At 67.8% G+C, this 18,791-nt stretch carries 19 protein-coding genes; 12 read left to right on the forward strand and 7 right to left on the reverse strand.

Annotated elements, in window-relative coordinates; genetic code table 11:
* The first annotated feature begins 56 nt into the window (after positions 1-56).
* Positions 57-725 (forward strand): hypothetical protein, encoded by a 669-nt coding sequence (locus BPODLACK_RS13955; protein WP_024497222.1) that lies wholly within the window; start codon positions 57-59, stop codon positions 723-725.
* 39 nt (positions 726-764) lie between these two features.
* On the opposite strand, the gene upp is transcribed toward BPODLACK_RS13955, so the two are convergent.
* Positions 765-1,388, reverse strand: coding sequence for a uracil phosphoribosyltransferase (gene upp, locus BPODLACK_RS13960; RefSeq protein ID WP_035760054.1), 624 nt, complete (start codon positions 1,386-1,388; stop codon positions 765-767).
* Positions 1,389-1,492: 104 nt separating this feature from the next.
* Here upp and BPODLACK_RS13965 point away from each other — a divergent pair, with 104 nt between their 5' ends.
* From BPODLACK_RS13965 to BPODLACK_RS13975, 3 genes are all read left to right on the forward strand, one after another.
* Complete coding sequence (locus tag BPODLACK_RS13965) at positions 1,493-1,849, forward strand: type VII secretion target (RefSeq protein WP_024497220.1); 357 nt, start codon at positions 1,493-1,495, stop codon at positions 1,847-1,849.
* Positions 1,849-2,805: a bifunctional WXG100 family type VII secretion target/C40 family peptidase gene (locus BPODLACK_RS13970; RefSeq protein ID WP_024497219.1), complete on the forward strand. Its 957-nt coding sequence runs from the start codon at positions 1,849-1,851 to the stop codon at positions 2,803-2,805. The genes BPODLACK_RS13965 and BPODLACK_RS13970 overlap by 1 nt, the downstream gene beginning before the upstream one ends.
* Positions 2,806-2,883: 78 nt before the next feature.
* Entirely contained in the window at positions 2,884-4,158 is a 1,275-nt protein-coding gene (locus tag BPODLACK_RS13975) for a hypothetical protein (protein WP_024497218.1), read from the forward strand.
* A 67-nt stretch (positions 4,159-4,225) separates the two neighbouring features.
* Here the strand turns inward: BPODLACK_RS13975 and BPODLACK_RS13980 are convergent, their stop codons facing one another.
* The 3 genes from BPODLACK_RS13980 to BPODLACK_RS13990 are packed head-to-tail and all read right to left on the reverse strand — an operon-like array spanning position 4,226 to position 7,079.
* Positions 4,226-5,335: an adenosine deaminase gene (locus tag BPODLACK_RS13980; RefSeq protein ID WP_159405483.1), complete on the reverse strand. Its 1,110-nt coding sequence runs from the start codon at positions 5,333-5,335 to the stop codon at positions 4,226-4,228.
* Positions 5,332-6,678 (reverse strand): thymidine phosphorylase, encoded by a 1,347-nt coding sequence (locus BPODLACK_RS13985; protein WP_159405484.1) that lies wholly within the window; start codon positions 6,676-6,678, stop codon positions 5,332-5,334. Before BPODLACK_RS13985 ends, BPODLACK_RS13980 begins: the two co-directional genes overlap by 4 nt.
* Complete coding sequence (locus BPODLACK_RS13990) at positions 6,675-7,079, reverse strand: cytidine deaminase (RefSeq protein WP_159405485.1); 405 nt, start codon at positions 7,077-7,079, stop codon at positions 6,675-6,677. Before BPODLACK_RS13990 ends, BPODLACK_RS13985 begins: the two co-directional genes overlap by 4 nt.
* Before the next feature lie 225 nt (positions 7,080-7,304).
* Here BPODLACK_RS13990 and sdhC point away from each other — a divergent pair, with 225 nt between their 5' ends.
* The 4 genes from sdhC to BPODLACK_RS14010 are packed head-to-tail and all read left to right on the forward strand — an operon-like array spanning position 7,305 to position 10,734.
* Positions 7,305-7,709, forward strand: a complete 405-nt coding sequence (sdhC, locus tag BPODLACK_RS13995; protein WP_051349539.1) for a succinate dehydrogenase, cytochrome b556 subunit — start codon at positions 7,305-7,307, stop codon at positions 7,707-7,709.
* Positions 7,710-7,721: 12 nt separating this feature from the next.
* Positions 7,722-8,177 (forward strand): succinate dehydrogenase hydrophobic membrane anchor subunit, encoded by a 456-nt coding sequence (locus BPODLACK_RS14000; protein WP_024497213.1) that lies wholly within the window; start codon positions 7,722-7,724, stop codon positions 8,175-8,177.
* A 14-nt stretch (positions 8,178-8,191) separates the two neighbouring features.
* Positions 8,192-9,946 carry a succinate dehydrogenase flavoprotein subunit gene (gene sdhA / locus BPODLACK_RS14005; protein ID WP_006434512.1) on the forward strand — a complete coding sequence of 585 codons (1,755 nt, stop codon included), beginning with the start codon at positions 8,192-8,194 and terminating at the stop codon, positions 9,944-9,946.
* Positions 9,946-10,734, forward strand: a complete 789-nt coding sequence (locus BPODLACK_RS14010; RefSeq protein ID WP_024497211.1) for a succinate dehydrogenase iron-sulfur subunit — start codon at positions 9,946-9,948, stop codon at positions 10,732-10,734. Before sdhA ends, BPODLACK_RS14010 begins: the two co-directional genes overlap by 1 nt.
* Positions 10,735-10,798: 64 nt before the next feature.
* Here the strand turns inward: BPODLACK_RS14010 and BPODLACK_RS14015 are convergent, their stop codons facing one another.
* A complete protein-coding gene (locus BPODLACK_RS14015; protein WP_024497210.1) occupies positions 10,799-11,353 on the reverse strand; it encodes a TetR/AcrR family transcriptional regulator in 555 nt (184 codons plus the stop codon).
* A 172-nt stretch (positions 11,354-11,525) separates the two neighbouring features.
* Here BPODLACK_RS14015 and BPODLACK_RS14020 point away from each other — a divergent pair, with 172 nt between their 5' ends.
* The 4 genes from BPODLACK_RS14020 to BPODLACK_RS14035 all read left to right on the forward strand — a co-directional run bounded on the left by BPODLACK_RS14020 (position 11,526) and on the right by BPODLACK_RS14035 (position 15,715).
* Positions 11,526-12,689, forward strand: coding sequence for a cytochrome P450 (locus BPODLACK_RS14020; RefSeq protein ID WP_159405486.1), 1,164 nt, complete (start codon positions 11,526-11,528; stop codon positions 12,687-12,689).
* Between the two features lie 70 nt (positions 12,690-12,759).
* Positions 12,760-13,170 (forward strand): hypothetical protein, encoded by a 411-nt coding sequence (locus BPODLACK_RS14025; RefSeq protein ID WP_159405487.1) that lies wholly within the window; start codon positions 12,760-12,762, stop codon positions 13,168-13,170.
* Positions 13,171-13,254: 84 nt separating this feature from the next.
* Positions 13,255-14,796, forward strand: coding sequence for an APC family permease (locus tag BPODLACK_RS14030; protein WP_159405488.1), 1,542 nt, complete (start codon positions 13,255-13,257; stop codon positions 14,794-14,796).
* Positions 14,786-15,715, forward strand: a complete 930-nt coding sequence (locus BPODLACK_RS14035) for a universal stress protein (RefSeq protein WP_201450614.1) — start codon at positions 14,786-14,788, stop codon at positions 15,713-15,715. Before BPODLACK_RS14030 ends, BPODLACK_RS14035 begins: the two co-directional genes overlap by 11 nt.
* Positions 15,716-15,742: 27 nt before the next feature.
* Here BPODLACK_RS14035 and BPODLACK_RS14040 read toward each other — a convergent pair whose 3' ends face one another.
* Together BPODLACK_RS14040 and BPODLACK_RS14045 are read right to left on the reverse strand one after the other, a co-directional pair.
* Positions 15,743-17,185: an NAD(P)/FAD-dependent oxidoreductase gene (locus BPODLACK_RS14040; protein ID WP_201450615.1), complete on the reverse strand. Its 1,443-nt coding sequence runs from the start codon at positions 17,183-17,185 to the stop codon at positions 15,743-15,745.
* Complete coding sequence (locus tag BPODLACK_RS14045; RefSeq protein ID WP_159405490.1) at positions 17,182-18,681, reverse strand: gamma-aminobutyraldehyde dehydrogenase; 1,500 nt, start codon at positions 18,679-18,681, stop codon at positions 17,182-17,184. Before BPODLACK_RS14045 ends, BPODLACK_RS14040 begins: the two co-directional genes overlap by 4 nt.
* Between the last annotated feature and the right edge of the window lie 110 nt (positions 18,682-18,791).

Below are 18,791 nucleotides of genomic sequence, written 5' to 3' on the forward strand. Positions count from 1 at the left end.
CCGATCCCGACGCCGAATCCTCACCCGAGTAGTCCCGACAGATCTCGAGGAGCACCATGACCTATCCACCCGACGGTTCCGGCGGTTACCCGCCTGGCGGGTACCCGGGCGCCTATGGGGCGGGTGGCTATCCGCAGGGTCCGCCACCGCAACCGCCGCGCTCGCCCTGGACGTCGCCCGCGGTCCTGGTGGCGATCGGCGCCGGTGTCCTGCTGGTGGTGGCGGGGGTGCTCGCCGCATTTCTCCTGATCCCGTCGGACGAGGAGTCCGCCGACACGACCGCCGCGACCACCACCACCCCGGAGCCCGCGACGATCACGAGCACCGTCACCCGGTCCCCGACACCTCCCCGGACGACCGTCACGACGACCCAGTCACCGGTGCCGAACCGTCCGACCCCGACCGTGACGGGTGCCGACTGGCAGGGGTTCGTCACCGGTCCGCGCTGCAACGCGGCCGACGACCCGGCCGTCGCGATCGGTCAGACCTCACGGTCCCGCGTGGTCATTTGCCAGGTCGGGAACCAGACGGGTCGCTGGTACTACAAGGGCCAGGCACCCGAGGGCGGCATCGAGCTGCAGTTCCCGACCCGCGTCGGCAACACCTTCGAGGCGCGCAACGGAGCGGTCCGCTATCTGGTGTCCCCCGCGAGTCTCACCATCGTCGAGGGCGGTTCGGTGCTGACGAACGAACCGATGCTCGCCTACTGGTCGCTGCCCGGCTGAACCGCTCGCGACCGGCCGCCACCCTCGGCACGAACCCCGTCAGCGCGGCCCGAACTGACGATCGCCGGCGTCGCCGAGCCCCGGCACGATGTAGTTGACATCGTTGAGTCCCTCGTCGATCGCCGCCACGACCAGTCGGCACGGATGGCCCGACTCCTCCAGAAGGGCCACGCCCTGCGGCGCCGCGACGACGCAGACCGCGGTGATGTCGGTGGCGTTGCGCGCGACGAGCAGTTCGATCGTGTGCAGCATCGACCCTCCGGTCGCGAGCATCGGATCGAGCACGAAGACCGGAAGTCCGGAGAGGTCCTCGGGCAGCGACTCGAGATACGGCACCGGTTGTGCGGTCTCCTCGTCGCGGGCGATGCCCACGAAGCCGACCCGGGACTCGGGCACCATCGCATGCGCCTGCTCGACCATTCCCAGACCCGCTCGCAGGACCGGCACGAGCAGCGGCGGCGTCGCCAGACGCGATCCGGTGTACGGGACCAGCGGCGTCTTGATCTGTATGTCGACACGCGGCGCACCGGCCAGCGCCTCATAGATGAGCATCTGGGTGAGATCCGACAGCGCCGCACGGAATCCGGCGTTGTCGGTGGTCTCGTCTCGCATCGTCGTCAGACGCGCGGCGGCCAGGGGATGATCGACGATCAGGCGTTCCATGGCGACCAGAGTATTTCCTGGGTCCGTCCGCATGCGCAGTGCGTGCCGTGAGCCGCGTCGGGTGTCCGATGGAACCGAACAGGCGTCCGCCGCGTCAGAATCCCATGAGCCCGCGATCCACGACCTCATCCGCCGCCCTCACGCCTCCCGACCACACCCCGGGTACCACACTGCGGACGGATTCCGCGGCACTGCAAGACTTTTCGTCAGCCCACAGTGCCGGCGGCGCTCTGCTCGGTGATCGTGCCGGTGACGAAGCGGCACTGGTCGACCTCGCGATCACGTTCGGGATCATCGGCGCGGAGTTCCTCGCCGCGGTGGTCGAGTTCCTGCAGATCCACCGGCGCAGCATCGAGACGACCGCGGCACGTCAGGAACAACTGGCGTCGGCCACCCGGCGCGCCGACGAAGGCTACCTCGACTGCGACTGCGCGGCCGCCGACCGGGAGTTCACCCTGTGATGCCCGGTGTAGAGCTCTTCATCGAACCGTTGCGCCTGCTCGTCGGCGCACTCGGCACCGGCGTCCTGGCGCCGGGCAATCCGGCACAGACGATCCGGTCCGCCGCGTCGGCCGTCGACGCCGCGCGCCGTGGGTCGGTGGCGGCCACCGAAGCCGTCCGCCCGCATTGGGAGGGGTCCGGCGCGGACGCCGCCACCGACGCGGCCGTCGGACTGCAGCAGAGCATGGGCGCGCTGACGGGTGACGCCGACGAATTCGCCCGCCTCGTCGAGAGCGCCGGGAGCAAGGTCCGGTCGGCGTCGACCCAACTCGGCGCCCTGGTGGATTCGCTCGAACGTCGTGCCCGCGCGTTCGGGAGCGAATTGTTCACGCCGGCCGGACTGCTGACGATGCTGCCGGTGGCGGCCGAGCACCTCGGACGCGGCCTCGAGATCGTCTCCCGCACACGCGCCGACCTCCGCTCCGACACCGACGCGATGGCTTCCCTGGGCCGACGGATCGCGCCCGCCGCGGTCACGACCGCCGCACCGCCGGGCGAGCGGCATTCGGAATCCCCGGCATCCGGACGCGTGCCGATCACCCTCCCCGACGGTTCGGTGGCGTACGCGCCCGACGAGCGAGCGGCGAAAGCCGTCCGGGCGGCGTTGAGTCAGCGTGGTGTTCCCTATGTCTGGGGCGGGACGACGCCCGCCGGATTCGACTGCAGCGGTTTCACGCGCTGGGCGTATCGGCAGGCCGGCCTCGAACTCCCCCGCCTGGCCCAGGATCAGGACACCGCCGGATTCCGCGTGTCCCGGGCGCAATTACAGCCGGGCGATCTCGCCGTGTGGTCCGGCCACGTGGCGATGTACATCGGCAACGATCAGATGATCGAGGCCGGCGATCCGGTGGGTGTCTCACCGGTTCGGACCGCCAATCTGGACCAGACCTTCGAGGGATTCTTCCGGCCGCGGTGACGATGCGGCGCGAGTACCGTTCGGCGTCTGTGGGGGCACTACTGGATCCACGGCGATCAATCGCTAGGCTGTGTCCCCATGGCCGGAGACATCGTCCCGATTGAGCTCGGACTCACCGACGGAAACAGCTTCACCCTGTGGGCACCCCGCTGGCGGGAGGGTGACGACGAGTGGGAGGCGTTCCTCGGTCTCGACGAGGATCTCTACGTCCTGCCCGGCGTCGCCGAACTCGCGGCCTTCATCCGCACCAACGACGACAACGACCTCGTCGAGCATCCGGCGTGGCCGACCATCGTCGGCGTGCAGGCCGACGAGCTGGTGCCGGACGAGCGCCACACCTACGACCTGGTGGGCGTGCCGGAGCTGGCCGCCGAGGACCCGACCCCTGAGGTCATCGCCGAACTCGAGGACGCACTCGAGATCGTGCGCATCCTGGGTGAGGTCTGCGAGCTGACCGCGATCACGAAGTTCTTCAACGGCAACCCGATCCTGGGTGCGGTCACGACCGGCACGCGCAACTTCGAGGGCCGCGAGGGCCTCGACCTGTGGGTGCGCATCGGACGTCTCATCGCGAAGCACTGGGACGACGTCCTCGACGCGATCGACGAGGTCATCACCACGCCGAAGGTCGACGCCAAGGCCGTGGAGACCGCCGAAGCCGAACTCGAGGCCGCCGCCTCCGCGGAGGACGAGGACGAGCCGGAAGACGACGACGACATCGAGATCGTCGAGTCCGCGGACGACGAGGCCGAGGACGAAGACGACGAAGACGAAGAAGATGAGGACGACGATTACGACGACGACGATTTCTGGGCGTCGGTCGGCATCGACCCGATCAAGATCGTCACGCGCGGCAACGAGTACCTGACGCTGCGCTGCTACCTCGGCGACGACCCGGTCTTCCTCGGCGCCAAGGGCAAGATCTTCGTGTTCACCTCGGCGCGGGCACTCTCCCGCTTCCTCGCCGACGACAACAGCCATGACCTGTCCGACCTGTCGACGTTCGAGGACATCCGCACCGAGGCGACCAACGGCTCGCTCGAGTTCGACGTCATCGACGACAACGTGTACGTGCTGCCCGGTCTCGCCGAGGACATCGCCGACGGCCCGCGCCGCATGGACCGCGACCAGCTCGACCTGGCCGTCGAACTGTTCAGCGACGCAGCCGACTACGCCGGCGACGACACCGTCAACGAGGCACTGGGATCGTCCACCCCCCTGGGCTGGTTCGTCGACTACACCGTCAACCCCGACCCGAAGCGGATGGCCCCGAGCGGACCGTTCGACAACGAGGCCGAGGCGTGGCGCGCGCTCGAGCACGATTTCGAGAACCGGCTCGTCAAGAAGGGCTGATCCGCCGCCGGCCGAGTAGGCCCGAAGGGTTACCCGAGGGCCGTCATCCCCGCCGGCCGTATCGAGGTCACCCCAGCAGCACCGCGTAGCCCGGCTTGATCACGTCGTCGATGAACGCCAGACGTTCGTCGAAGTGGATGAACGCCGACTTCATCGCGTTGACCGTGAATCGCTCGAAATCGGCCCAGCCGTAACCGAACTGATCGGCCAGCAGTCCGAACTCCTTGCTCATCGTGGTGTCACCCATGAGCCGGTTGTCGGTGTTCACCGTGACGCGGAACCGGAGTCGGGCCAGCACGTTGAACGGATGCTCGGCGAGTGACGCGACCGCGCCGGTCTGCACATTCGAACTCGGGCACAGCTCGAGCGGAATCCGCTTGTCGCGCACGACGTTCGCGATCAGGCCGAGCTTTGCGCCGGCGAAGGAATGGGCGGCGAGGTCAACGCCTTCGGGGAGTTCGATGTCGTCGAAGACCCGCACGCCGTGCCCGAGACGGTCGGTGCCGCAGAAGCCGATGGCCTCGTGGATCGACGGCAGGCCGAACGCCTCGCCCGCGTGGATGGTGAACGGCGCACTGTTCGCCCGCATGTACTCGAAAGCATCGAGATGACGGGTCGGCGGGTGGCCGGCCTCGGCGCCCGCGATGTCGAAGCCGACGACGCCGCGCTCGCGGTAGCGCACCGCGAGCTCGGCGATCTCCCGCGACCGTGCCGCGTGACGCATGGCGGTGACCAGACATCGCACGCTGATGCGCTTTCCACGGTCGGCGACGATCCGCTCGCCGTCGGCGAAGCCACGCAGAACCGCTTCGACGACCTCGTCGAGCGTGAGCCCGGCGTCGAGATGCTGTTCGGGTGCGTAGCGGACCTCGGCGTACACGACGTTGTCGTCGGCAAGGTCCTCCACACACTCACGCGCCACCCGTTCGAGAGCATCGGCGGTCTGCATGACGGCGACGGTGTGGGTGAAGGTCTCCAGATAGCGCTCGAGGGACCCGCTGTCGGCGGCCTCGCGGAACCAACGCGCGAGCCCGGCCGCGTCGTCGACCGGCAGCCCGCCGTAACCGACCTCGTGCGCGAGTTCCAGGACGGTCGCCGGCCGCAGCCCGCCGTCGAGATGATCGTGGAGAAGCACCTTGGGCGCGAGGGTGAGGTGCGCCGGATCCAGCGTCGTCATCTTCTGAACCTAACGGAATCGATGATCAGCGGCCGGTCGCCGGCGCCGCGCCTGTCGGTGTCCCCGTCCTCGATCCGCACCGCACCGTCGAGGCTCGAGCGCGCGCCGGCGATCCGTTCCTCATCCTGGGTGTGCAACGTGAACAGCGGTTGACCGGCGCGGATGGGGTCGCCGGGTTTGGCGTGGATGATGACACCCGCCTCGGCCGAGACCGATTCCCCCGGTTTCGACCGTCCGCCGCCCAGCCGCCACGCGGCGTCCCCGACCGCGCGCGCGTCCATACCCGCCACGATGCCGTCGCGATCGGCGGTGACCACGTCCTGGTGCCGGGCGACCGGCAGCGGAGCATCCGGGTCGCCACCCTGCGCGGCGATCATCGACCGCCAGGAGTCCATCGCCCGGCCGTTGGCGAGGTGCGATGCCGGGTCGGCGTCGGGCAGACCCGCGGCGTCGAGCATCTCCCGGGCCAGTGCCAGGGTCAGTTCGACGACGTCGGCCGGCCCACCGCCGCCGAGCACCTCGACCGACTCGGCGACCTCGACCGCATTGCCGACCGCCAGGCCCAGCGGAACGCTCATGTCGGTGATCAGCGCCCGGGTGTCGACGCCCGCGTCGTGTCCGAGTTCGACCATCGTCGACGCCAGTTCACGCGCATCGGATTCGTCGGGCAGGAAGGCGCCCGAGCCGGTTTTCACGTCGAGGACCAAGGCTCCGGTGCCCTCGGCGATCTTCTTGCTCATGATCGAGGTCGCCAGCAGCGGGATGGACTCGACCGTCCCGGTGACATCCCGGAGCGCGTAGAGCTTACGGTCGGCGGGTGCGAGATCCGCGCCCGCGGCACAGATGACCGCACCCACCCGCTCGAGCTGGGCGAACATCTCCTCGGTGCTCACCTCGGCCCGCCAGCCGGGGATGGATTCCAGCTTGTCCAGGGTGCCGCCGGTATGACCCAGGCCGCGGCCGGACAGCTGCGGAACCGCGACTCCGAAGGATGCGACCAGAGGCGTCAGGGGCAGCGTGATCTTGTCCCCGACGCCGCCCGTGGAGTGTTTGTCGACGGTGGTGAGGGGACGTCCGTCGCGGCGAAGGCCGGTCAGATCCATCCGGCGTCCGCTGTCGATCATCGCCCGGGTCCAGGTCGCGATCTCCCGCCGGTTCATGCCGCGCAGGTAGATGGCCATCAACAGCGACGACATCTGTTCCGGCGCGACCTCGCCGCGCGTGTAGCCGTCGACCACCCAACCGATCTGCGCGTCGCTGAGCTCGAAGCCCCCACGCTTGGTGGCGATCACCGAGACGGCGTGGATGACCTCGTCGCTCGCAGCCTCGAGCGAGGAGGTCACGAGACGACCTCCGCGATGTCGTCGGGACCGAACGCGTCCGGCAGGAGGTCGGAGAGGGGACGCGGACCGGCGGGGTGGTCGACGAGGAGTTCGCGGCCTCCGTGCTCGAGGAGGACCTGCCGGCACCGCCCGCACGGCATCAGGATCTTCCCGGAGGCATCGGTGACCGTCACCGCACGCAGGGACCGATCACCCTGTGAGATCAGCTGCGCGACCAGCGCGACCTCGGCACAGATACCCAGGCCGTATGAGACATTTTCCACATTGCAGCCGGCCACGACACGCCCCTCGGAGGTGACGCCCGCCGCCCCCACCGGGTAGTGCGAGTACGGCGCGTAGGCACGGGACAACATTTCAGTTGCACTGTGTCGCAGGACATTCCACGGTATTTCGGTATGCACGCCCACCTCCTGGCAAATGGTGTAACCAACCGGACATGCGCAATTCATCGCCGCCAAAGCTTGGGTAAGGCAAACCTAAGTCGTAATGTCTTGTGCCTCAGATCGGTTCGGGCAATTTATCACCGCAATGGGCATGGGTTTAGAGTCTCTTGTCATGGGTCCATGGTCGAGTCGGAGCATGCCGATTCGACGCGTCCATCGACGATGTTGGAGGCCACTTTTCCGATGAGCACCTCGACCGAAGTCGCACCTGACCCGGTGCGTCGACGTTCCCTGTACCGCGGCGACCCGGGCATGTGGTCCTGGGTCCTGCACCGCATCACAGGCGTCACCATCTTCTTCTTCTTGTTCGTACACGTGTTGGACACCGCGGTCATCCGCGTCGATCCCAACCAGTACGACGAGATCATCGAAACCTACAAGACCCCGATCATCGGTCTCATGGAGATCGCCCTGGTCGCGTGCGTCCTGTTCCACGCCTTCAACGGCGTGCGCCTGATCCTGGTGGACTTCTGGGCCAAGGGCCCCAAGTACCAGCGTCAGATGCTGTGGGTCGCCATGACCCTGTTCGTCGTCGTGTTCGCCGCCGGCGCCGTCCGCCTGCTGCAGATCATGTTCAGCCACCTGTAGGAGACACCAGAGATGACCACCTCGGAAGCCACCGGTGTCGCGAAGACCCTCGGCAAGGAACACGACCGTCCGGCCAGCCTGGACAACCCTCGTTCGCCCCGCAAGCCCAAGGGCGGGAACTTCGAGAAGAACGCATGGATGTTCATGCGCTTCTCCGGCCTGATCCTCGTCTTCCTGACGATCGGCCACATGTTCATCATGCTCGCCTGGGACGGCGGTGTGCACCGCATCGACGCCTCGTTCGTCGCCGCGCGGTGGAGCTCCCCCGGCTGGCAGATCTGGGACCTGACCATGCTGTGGTTGGCCCAGCTGCACGGCGGCAACGGTGTCCGCACCGTCATCGGCGACTACTCGCGCAAGGACTCGACCCGCTTCTGGCTCAACGTGCTGCTGGCCGTGTCGATGATCCTGACCCTCGTGCTGGGCACCTACGCGATCCTCACCTTCGACGTCAACAGCGTCGGCTAAAGGAGACCAACAACATGCAGGAACACCGCTACGACGTCGTCATCGTGGGCGCCGGCGGCGCCGGGATGCGCGCGGCGATCGAATCCGCACCGCGCGCCCGCACCGCGGTTCTGACCAAGCTCTACCCCACCCGCAGCCACACCGGCGCGGCTCAGGGCGGCATGTGCGCCGCGCTGGCCAACGTCGAGGAGGACAACTGGGAGTGGCACACCTTCGACACCGTCAAGGGTGGTGACTACCTCGCCGATCAGGACGCCGTCGAGATCATGGCCAAGGAGGCCATCGACGCGGTGCTCGATCTGGAGAAGATGGGTCTGCCGTTCAACCGGACCCCCGAGGGCAAGATCGACCAGCGTCGATTCGGCGGGCACACCCGCGACCACGGCAAGTCGCCCGTGCGTCGTGCCTGCTACGCCGCCGACCGCACCGGTCACATGATCCTGCAGACGCTGTACCAGAACTGCGTCAAACACGACGTCGAGTTCTTCAACGAGTTCTACGCCCTCGACATCTGCCTCACCGAGAACGAAGACGGCGAGCAGGTCGCCACCGGCGTCGTCGCCTACGAACTCGCCACCGGCGAGATCCACGTCTTCCACGCCAAGTCGATCGTCTTCGCGACCGGCGGCTCGGGCCGCATGTACAAGACGACGTCCAACGCCCACACCCTCACCGGTGACGGCATGGGCATCATCTTCCGCAAGGGCCTGCCCCTCGAGGACATGGAGTTCCACCAGTTCCATCCGACGGGCCTGGCCGGTCTCGGCATCCTCATCTCGGAGGCCGTGCGCGGTGAGGGCGGCATCCTGCGCAACGCCGACGGCGAGCGCTTCATGGAGCGTTACGCCCCCACCATCAAGGACCTCGCGCCCCGCGACATCGTCGCCCGCTCGATGGTTCTCGAGGTGCTGGAGGGCCGCGGTGCCGGACCGAACAAGGACTACGTCTACATCGACGTGACCCACCTCGGCGAGGACGTCCTCAACGAGAAGCTCCCCGACATCACCGAGTTCGCGCGCACCTACCTCGGCGTCGACCCGGTCACCGAGTACGTGCCGGTGTTCCCGACCTGCCACTACGTCATGGGTGGCATCCCGACCAACGTCGACGGTCAGGTGCTGCGCAACAACGACGAGGTCGTGCACGGTCTGTACGCCGCCGGTGAATGTGCGTGCGTGTCGGTCCACGGCGCCAACCGCCTCGGCACCAACTCGCTGCTCGACATCAACGTCTTCGGACGCCGCGCAGGTATCGCTGCCGCCGAGTACGCCAACAACGCCGACTTCGCCGACCTCCCGGAGAAGCCGACCGAGATGGTCGACGGCTGGCTGGAACTGCTCCTGTCCGAGCACGGCCACGAGCGCGTCGCCGACATCCGGACCGAGCTGCAGGCGTCGATGGACGCGAACGCCTCGGTGTTCCGGACCGAGGAGACCCTCAAGCAGGCGCTGACCGACATCCACGCGCTCAAGGAGCGGTACGCCCAGATCAAGGTCCACGACAAGGGCAAGCGTTTCAACAGCGATCTCCTCGAGGCCATCGAGCTGGGCTTCCTGCTCGAGATGGCCGAGGTCACCGTGGTCGGCGCACTCAACCGCAAGGAATCGCGTGGCGGCCATGCACGCGAGGACTACCCCGATCGTGACGACGTGAACTACATGCGTCACACCATGGCCTACAAGAAGGGCACCGACCTTCTCTCGGACATCGAGCTGGACTACAAGCCCGTGGTGCAGACCCGTTACGAGCCGATGGAGCGTAAGTACTGATGACATCTGTTCTGGACAAGCCCGCACCCTCCTCCGACGAGCCGCCGCTGCCCCCGGTGCCCGACGAGGCCACCATGGTCACGCTCAAGATCTTCCGGTTCAACCCGGAGAATCCGGACGCCCAGGGCTTCGAGAGCTTCCGCGTCCCGGCGCTGCCGACCGACCGTCTGCTCAACCTGCTGCTGTACGTGAAGGGCTACCTCGACGGCACCCTGACGTTCCGCCGCAGCTGCGCACACGGCGTGTGTGGTTCCGACGCGATGCGCATCAACGGCGTCAACCGTCTGGCCTGCAAGCTCCTGATGAAGGACATGCTCCCCAAGGACAAGTCCAAGGAGATCACCATCACCGTGGAGCCCATCAAGGGTCTTCCGGTGGAGAAGGATCTCGTGGTCAACATGGAGCCGTTCTTCGACGCGTACCGCGCGATCAAGCCGTTCCTGATCACCTCGGGCAACGAGCCCACCCGTGAGCGCATCCAGAGCCAGAGCGACCGCGCCCGCTTCGACGACACCACCAAGTGCATCCTCTGTGCGTGCTGCACCACGAGCTGCCCGGTGTTCTGGACCGAGGGTTCCTACTTCGGCCCCGCCGCGATCGTCAACGCGCACCGCTTCATCTTCGACAGCCGGGACGAGGGCGCCGTCGAGCGTCTCGACATCCTCAACGACGTCGACGGTGTGTGGCGCTGCCGCACCACCTTCAACTGCACCGACGCATGCCCCCGTGGCATCCAGGTCACGCAGGCGATCTCGGAGGTCAAGCGCGCACTGATGTTCTCGCGCTAGAGGTTCCAACGCTTTTCTCTGCAGCCCGGCAACGGCCCGCACCGATTTCGGTGCGGGCCGTTGCTCATCCGGGCGCCCTGCCGTGGAAGACGCCCGCGACGATCGAGTCCACCAGCTCCGCCTCCTCCTCGGGCGCGGCGGGCCACAGCAGCATCGTGAGCACCGACCGGATGGCGAACCGCGCGGCGACGGTGTCCTCGGGGTCGATGCCGATGAGTTCCGCGGCCACGGCCAGCACGGTCGGCGACGCGAGCACGGTCGGGGTCGACGCGATGAGGTTCGCCGGACGGAGGAACTGGCGGATCACCCGGTCCCCGCGCAGTGCGCGGAGCGCAGCGGTGATCGCGATCCGCGCACGCTCCACGCCTGCGGTGCCCGCCGCCTCGTGGCGGATCGACTCCAGGACCGGGGCGGCGGTCGACGACAACACCGCCTCGACGAGCGCCGTGCGGCCACCGGCATGGCGGTAGATCGTCGCGCGCGAGCAGTGCGCGCGACGAGCCAGTTCGTCGACGCTGAACGCCTCGAGTCCACGCGCGGCGATGAGCGCGGCGGCATGGGAGACGAGCCGCCTGCGTGCCGCCTCACCACGATCGTCGCCCACGAGCCAGTCCGACATCCCACTCCCTCCGTCGCCGATTCTCATCATGAGACAGATCACCCCTCCGTGAGGCCCTTTTCGCTCAGGTCAGGCCCCATCTTTGAGAAACGGCGACCCGCAACGGCAGACCCCGCGTATCGACTTCGTAGGAATCGTTGCCCCCTGCATGCCGGTCGGCGACGCTGAGAGAATGCTCGCACTCGACGATCCCGCCTTCCTGTCGCGCTTCCACAGCGGATTCCCGGTCCAGCGGATCGGCGACTCCCCGTTCTTCGCCGTCGGCTCCTGGGAACTCATCGCCGACGTGGTGCGCCGACCTCAGGAGTTCTCGTCGAACCTGACCGCCACCATGGTCTGCCACGAGGACGGGTCGGTCTCGGAGTTCCCGGTGGCCGGCCTCGGCGACGCGATGCACGTGCTGGCGACCGCGGACGGTCCACGGCACCGGCTTCACCGGTCGCTGGTCATGCCGTCACTGACGCCGGCACGTATCCGTGCGTTGGAGCCCTATGTCGCCGAGGTGGTGGACACCGCGTGGACCGAGGGACTGAACGGTGACACGATCGACTGGACAACCGCTGTCGCACAACGTGTCCCGATAACGGTGGTCACCGAACTGCTCGGTCTCTCACACGACGACGTCGGCGATCTCGCCCACTGGGCGGGCGCAACCAATGTGCTGATCGACGGCGTCATCACCCCCGGTCAGCTCACCACCGCGACCACCGCGGTCGCCGAGCTCACCGCCTACCTCGGCGAAGCGCTCGATCGGGCGCGCGACGACGACCGGGCAGGCACGCCGGGACGAGGCGTGCTTGCCGACATCGCGTCGGCCGTCTCCCGTGAGGACCTGGATCGCCCGTCTGCGGTGATGATCCTCCTGCAACTGGTCGCGGCGGGCTCCGACTCCACCGTCAGCCTCCTGACCAGCGCCGTCCGGATGCTCACGCAGTATGCCGACGTCGCCGCCCGACTCCGTCGCGATCCCGGGCTCATCCCGGCCTTCGTCGAGGAGACACTGCGCCTGGATTCCCCCTTCCGCGGCCACTTCCGGCATGTCGTGACCGACACCACCCTCGGCGACACCCACCTTGCGGCCGGCTCCCACGTCTATCTCATGTGGCGAGCGGCCAACCGTGATCCCGAGCATTTCGACGCCCCGCCGACCTTCGACCTCGACCGTGCTACCGCCCGGTCGGGACACGGCTCGCACCTGGCATTCGGCAAAGGACTCCATCTGTGCGTCGGTGCCGCCCTGGCCCGCCTGCAGGGCCGCCTGGCGATCAACCGATTGCTCAGCGCCACAACGGATTTTTGGCAGACCGCGGCGATGGAGCTGACACTCGTTCGGTGAACCGTGGAACCGCCCGGCGTTCGGCTGCGTCCAACAAGAACCCAACCAGCCCGCCGAACGGAGCGCCGACGTGGTCCGAGTCCTGTACTTCCGCCTTCTACTCACCGTCCTGGTCAGCACAGTGCTGTGCCTGGCGGTCTTCTCACCCGCAACGGCGTCGCCTCCGGACGAGCCGGACACCCACCGGATCACGATCACCTTCACCTCCGACCGGCAACTCAACGGTGCCGCCGTGTGGTTCGACGCCGACGGCCGGCTGCGAACGCAAACCGACGTCCCGCTCGCACATCAGGACGGCCGGACGAAGCTGTGGTCGGCGACCCTGGTGTACACGAGACCTTCGCCGCGCGAACCACTCGATGCGCTATTCCAATCCAGCGGAACCTTTTCCAGATGTGAGATCCGGGTCGACGCCGTTCTCGTGGCCGACGACACGGTACGCGGACCGCACCCGACGAGCAGGTGCCGACCACGCAATTGAGCCGGGTTTCGAACGTACCGGGAGGAACCGGAACGGAGAATCGTACGCTGGCTCTCGTCATGGATACGTGAGCGGAGAACGGGCATGTCGGAGCGCATCGAGGCCGGATCGGTCGGAGCCGACGCGGGCACGTCCGGCATCATCGAGAACCCGGGAAGCAAGGGACTTCGGGCCGGATCGATCGGGCTGATGGGAAACGTCATCATCGGCTTGTCCGCTGTCGCACCGGCTTACAGCCTTGCCGCCACCCTCGGCTACGTGGTCGACAACGTTCGCGACAAGGCACCGGCGATGTTCGTCCTCGCGTTCATCCCGATGCTGCTCGTGGCCTTCGCCTATCGCGAACTGTCCCGCGACACCCCCGACTGCGGCACCACCTTCACCTGGGGCACAAAGGCTTTCGGCCCATGGATCGGGTGGATCGGCGGCTGGGGTCTCGCGGTTTCGGCGATCATCGTGCTCGCCAACGTCTCCGAGATCGCCGCGCTGTACCTGTTCCGGTTCCTCGGCCTGGACGGTCTGGCCGACAGCTCGATCGCGAAGATCCTGCTCGGGAGTGTCTTCATCATCGGGATGACCTGGATCAGCATCCGCGGCATCGTGATCAGCGAACGCATGCAGGCGATCCTGATGTTCATCCAGTTCGCGGTGCTCATCGTCGCGAGCGTGATCGCCCTGGTCAAAGCGGGCACGGGCCGGGCCGGAGCGCAAGCGATCGACCCCGAGTTGTCGTGGTTGTGGCCGGACGGCCTCGATCAGTCGCAGATCGCGGCGGCGGTGATCCTGTGCATCTTCATCTACTGGGGATGGGATGCGTGCCTGGCCATCAGCGAGGAGACCAAGGACCCCGACAAGACCCCGGGACGCGCCGCCGTCCTCACCTGTCTGATCCTGGTCGCGACCTACGTGCTCGTCGCCTACGCCGTCCAGTCGTTCGCCGGCTTCGGCGACACCGGGATCGGACTGGGGAACGAGGCGAACGCCGAGGACGTGCTGACCATCCTCGGCGATCCGGTGGCGGGTGCGGTCATGTCCTCGGCATTGCTGTTGACCGTCTGCGTCTCCGCATTGTCCTCGACCCAGTCCACAATCCTGCCCACCGCACGGAGCAGCCTCTCGATGGCCGTCTACAAGGCGCTCCCCGACAGGTTCGCCTCCATCCATCCGCGCTACATGACGCCGGCCTTCGGTACCGCCGCGATGGGCGCCGCGGCGCTCACCTTCTACCTGGTCCTGTCATTGCTCAGCCAGGACACGCTCGCCGACTCCATCTCCTCCCTCGGACTGGCGGTGGCGTTCTACTACGGGATCACCGCCTTTGCCTGCGTCTGGTACTTCCGGTCGACCCTGTTCGGCTCCGCCCGGAACTTCTTCCTGCGCGGCCTTCTCCCACTCCTCGGCGGAGTCGCGATGGCGGCGGCCTTCATCCGTTCGGCGATCGACATGATCTCGCCGGACTACGGCGCCACCTCGGTCGGCGGTATCGGAGGTGTCTTCGTGCTCGGCGTGGGCATGCTGGTCCTCGGCATCCCCCTGATGCTGGCCTGCTTCGCCCACAACAGTGACTTCTTCCGGGGCAGGACACTGACCGCGACCACCGAGGTGAAGGTTCCCGATGTCCACTGACACGACCGTGCCCCGGCCCGAGTCGGAGACCCCCGACGAGGAGACCAGACCCCCGACCACTCCGCGGCTCACGGTCGGATACCTCGCGACGCCTTCCGGCGCCGACGGTGTCGTCCTGGCCGTGGCGCTCGCACGCGTCACCGGGGCGACGATCGACCTGGTGTGCGTGGTACGGCCGGTCCCCTACGACGGCCGGCCCGGTCTCGCCCAGTATCAGCAGCGCATCGAGACGCAGGCCGCCGAATGGCTCCGCGAGGGGGCTGCACTCATCCCCGCGGGGTTCCCCCATCGCACCGTCGTCACGGTCGACGACTCCTTCGCCGGCGGGCTCGCATCGCACGCGGTCGCGACGCAGGCCAGCATGATCGTCGTCGGCGGCACCGGCGACGGTCTGCTGCGTCGCCACACCCTCGGCACCGTCAGCAACGAACTCGTCCACTCGTCGCCGGTTCCGGTCGCCCTGGCACCACGCGGATATGCCGACCGGGTCGATGCGGTCCTCGACACGGTGACCGTCGCCGTGCCGGTGAAGCCCGGCACCGACAATCCGCTCCCGTTCGCCGAGAAGCTCGCCGAACGCGCCAAACTCGACCTCCGGCTGCTGTCCCTGGTCTCCCTCGAGTCCCCCTTCGACGACGACTCGTCGCGTGACGCGCGGACCGCGCAGATCGCCGTCGCGCGTGAACTTCTCGACAAGACCCGCGCCGAGGTGAACGCCGAACTCGCCGTCGATGTCCTCGTCGCCGACGGCGCCACTGTCGACGAGGCACTCGCCAACCTGCCGTGGGACGCCAACGACATCGTCGCCGTCGGTTCCGGACACCTGGGATCGTCCAACCGGGTCTTCCTCGGCAGCACCGCCTCACGCATCTTCCGGTGGACGACGGCACCGGTCATCGTGGTCCCCAAGAACAGCTGAGAACCAGATCTGCCGAGCAGGAACGGGTCAGCTGTCGAAACCCAAGCCGACCTTGTCCAGCAGCGTGAGCCACGCACCCCGACGGCCGTTCCGGCGTTCGCTGCGCGCGATCTGATGCCGGGTGAGGGTGATGCCGGCCCAGCGAACCGGCTCCGGTGGGAACGGTAACGGCTTGCGGCGCACCATCTCCAGCGCGGTCCGTTCGGTCTGCCGACCGTCGACGAGGTCGAGTGCGGTCGCGGCCGCGAAATGCGAGGCACCGACGCCGAGACCGGTGAACCCCACCGCCGTCACCACGTGCCCGTCGTGGGAGGTGTCCCAGAAGGCGCAGAACCTCGAGCAGGTGTCGATCACCCCGCCCCACGTGTGCGTCGCGGTGATCCCCTCGAGTTGCGGGAACATCTGCAGCAGGTGCTCGCCGAGCAGCGCCCACTCACCGGGGTGATGCGCGCGACGCGGATCGTCGTCGGAACCGAAGTGATATGGCGCATCCCAGCCGCCGAACAGCAGCCGGTTGTCCGCGGTGAGCCGGAAGTAGTGGAAGCGTGGACCGCTGTCGGCGAGTCCCTCGCGCCCGGACCAGCCGAGCGAGGCCAGCTGGTCGTCGGACAGCGGTTCGGTCATCAGCGCGTAGTCCCACACGGGGACGGTGTAGAGACGCAGCCTGCGGACCAGCGACCTGCTCGCCGACGTCGCGACCACGACCCGGCCGGCGCGCGCCTGTCCGTATCCCGTTCGGGCGCAGACCTTGCCCGACGAACCATGGCCCGACGAACCGCCGGACAGTCCCAGTACCTCGGTCTCCTCGTGGATCCGTACCCCGAGCCGTTCCGCGGCGTCGGCGAGACCGAACGCGAGTTTTGCCGGATCGATCAGCATGACCTCGGGGTCGTAGAGGGCGCCGCGGACCATGGGCGAGTCGACGCGTTCCCGCGCCGCGGACGCGTCGAGCAGCACGAGCTCCTCGCCGAGCGCCCGGCCCGCGGCCGCGGTCTCGGCGAGTGCGTCGTACTGCCATCCGGTGGTGGCGAGGTCGAGTTCTCCGGTGCGCTCGACGTCGGCGTCGATGCCCAGGCGGGTCAGCGTGCTCTCGATGGCGTCGAGTGTCTCGCGCCCCATGCGCAGCAGCGTCGGCATCTCGTCGCGGAAACGCTGCAGACCGTTGCCGAGTCCGTGCGTGAGGCTCGCGGCACAGAAGCCGCCGTTGCGTCCGGACGCGTGTTCGGCGATCCGGTCGCGTTCGACGAGCACGATCGTCCGAGACGGATCCCGTTCCGCCGCTTGGACCGCGGTCCACAGCCCGGTGAGGCCACCGCCGATCACCAGCAGGTCGGCGGTGACCTCACCGACGAGTCGGGGCCGCGGTTCCGGACGGAGATCCCGATCGAGCCAGTAGGGACGGGCCGCGGCCTGCGCGACCATCTCGACGCCCCGGGAGGTCGGCTCGCGGGCCCACGTTCCGGTCGTCACACCGACCGACCATTCAGGGCGAAGACCGTTCGGTGCCATTCCTTTTCGGCGACGCCGTGGATGTCACTCATGACGTGCTTGGTCAGCAGGTACTCGTCGAGGGAGTAGGTCGACATGTCCTTGCCGAAGCCGGAGGCGCCGTACCCGCCGTGCGGCATCTCGCTGATGATCGGGATGTGATCGTTGATCCAGACACAACCGGCGTGGATCTCGCGCGACGCCCGCTGTGCGCGATAGACGTCGCGCGTCCACGCCGACGCGGCGAGGCCGTACGGGGTGTCGTTGGCGCGACGGATCGCGTCGTCGTCGTCGGTGAAGTGGCTGACCGTGAGCACCGGTCCGAACACCTCCTCGCGGTAGATATCCGAGTCCTCCGTGACGTCAGCGATGAGCGTGGGCGGGTAGAAGGCGCCCCGACCGTCGGGCACCGTGCCGCCGGTGACCACCCGGGCCCCGGCTGCCCGGGCACGCTCCACCATCCCGGCCACCTTCTCGCGGTGCCGTCGCGAGATGAGGGAGCCCAGATCGGTGGCGGGGTCGGTCGGATCGCCGATGACGACGCGCGACATGAGGTCCGCGACGCCGTCGACGAAATCGTCGTAGAGCGTGGGGGCGACGATCGCCCGGGTCGCCGCGGTGCAGTCCTGTCCGCCGTTGATGATCGAGGCCGCGACCGCACCGTGGATCGCTGCCTGCAGGTCGGCGTCGTCGAAGACGACGAACGGCGCCTTGCCGCCGAGTTCGAGCTGGACCCGTGCCCCGGTGGTGGCGGCCTGCGCCATCACCTGCCGGCCGACCGCGCTCGACCCGGTGAAGGTCACCATGTCGACGCCGGGATGTCCGGCCAGGTGGGCGCCGGCGTCCGGACCGGTGCCGACGACGATGTTGAGAACGCCGTCGGGCAGTCCGGCCTCGGTGGCGATGCGGGCCATCGTCAGCGTCGTCAGCGGCGTGATCTCGGCCGGCTTCAGGACCACCGCGCAACCGGCGGCGAGTGCCGGGATGACCTTCCACACCGCCATCTGCAGCGGGTAGTTCCAGGGCGTGATGGTGCCGATGACGCCGACGGGTTCACGGCGGATCGACGAGGTGTGGTCGCCCGAGTACTCCGCACTCGCCTTGCCCTCGAGATTGCGTGCGACACCGGCGAAGAACCCGATGTTGTCGATCGATCCGGGGACGTCGAACTCGGTCGCGAGCCGGATCGGCTTGCCGGTGTGCGCGACCTCATCGGCGATCAACACCTCGGACTGCGCCGCCAGCGCTCCGGCCAACGCGAGGAGGACACCCGCCCGTTCGGCCGGGGTGGCACGTCCCCAGGCCGGCTGCGCGGCGCGGGCACTCGCGATCGCGGCATCGACATCGCCGCGACCTGCGAGTTTCACAGTCGCAACCGGCTGATCCGTGGCAGGATTGACCACGATGTGATCGGCACCGGTCGAGTGATGTGGCTTACCGTTGATCCAGCCGGACGGGATGCTGGTTGGTGAGGACATACCCCCAGATCCTACCGTTGTCGTTGCGGATTCACGCGCCGAAACCGGACTTCAGTACGGTTTCCGTCGTCGATGTTGCGATTCACCACTAAATCCGTCACGATCATGGG

Origin of the sequence: Gordonia sp. YY1, assembly GCF_009872315.1 — a bacterium.
GTDB lineage: Bacteria > Actinomycetota > Actinomycetes > Mycobacteriales > Mycobacteriaceae > Gordonia > Gordonia amicalis.

Excerpts from the sequence above, each read along its gene's own strand:
- BPODLACK_RS13955 (WP_024497222.1), top strand. The coding sequence starts at position 57 with ATGACCTATCCACCCGACGGTTCCGGCGGTTACCCGCCTGGCGGGTAC.
- upp (WP_035760054.1), bottom strand. The coding sequence starts at position 1,388 with ATGGAACGCCTGATCGTCGATCATCCCCTGGCCGCCGCGCGTCTGACG.
- BPODLACK_RS13965 (WP_024497220.1), top strand. The coding sequence starts at position 1,493 with ATGAGCCCGCGATCCACGACCTCATCCGCCGCCCTCACGCCTCCCGAC.
- BPODLACK_RS13970 (WP_024497219.1), top strand. The coding sequence starts at position 1,849 with ATGCCCGGTGTAGAGCTCTTCATCGAACCGTTGCGCCTGCTCGTCGGC.
- BPODLACK_RS13975 (WP_024497218.1), top strand. The coding sequence starts at position 2,884 with ATGGCCGGAGACATCGTCCCGATTGAGCTCGGACTCACCGACGGAAAC.
- BPODLACK_RS13980 (WP_159405483.1), bottom strand. The coding sequence starts at position 5,335 with ATGACGACGCTGGATCCGGCGCACCTCACCCTCGCGCCCAAGGTGCTT.
- sdhC (WP_051349539.1), top strand. The coding sequence starts at position 7,305 with ATGAGCACCTCGACCGAAGTCGCACCTGACCCGGTGCGTCGACGTTCC.
- BPODLACK_RS14000 (WP_024497213.1), top strand. The coding sequence starts at position 7,722 with ATGACCACCTCGGAAGCCACCGGTGTCGCGAAGACCCTCGGCAAGGAA.
- sdhA (WP_006434512.1), top strand. The coding sequence starts at position 8,192 with ATGCAGGAACACCGCTACGACGTCGTCATCGTGGGCGCCGGCGGCGCC.
- BPODLACK_RS14010 (WP_024497211.1), top strand. The coding sequence starts at position 9,946 with ATGACATCTGTTCTGGACAAGCCCGCACCCTCCTCCGACGAGCCGCCG.
- BPODLACK_RS14015 (WP_024497210.1), bottom strand. The coding sequence starts at position 11,353 with ATGTCGGACTGGCTCGTGGGCGACGATCGTGGTGAGGCGGCACGCAGG.
- BPODLACK_RS14020 (WP_159405486.1), top strand. The coding sequence starts at position 11,526 with ATGCTCGCACTCGACGATCCCGCCTTCCTGTCGCGCTTCCACAGCGGA.
- BPODLACK_RS14030 (WP_159405488.1), top strand. The coding sequence starts at position 13,255 with ATGTCGGAGCGCATCGAGGCCGGATCGGTCGGAGCCGACGCGGGCACG.
- BPODLACK_RS14035 (WP_201450614.1), top strand. The coding sequence starts at position 14,786 with ATGTCCACTGACACGACCGTGCCCCGGCCCGAGTCGGAGACCCCCGAC.
- BPODLACK_RS14045 (WP_159405490.1), bottom strand. The coding sequence starts at position 18,681 with ATGTCCTCACCAACCAGCATCCCGTCCGGCTGGATCAACGGTAAGCCA.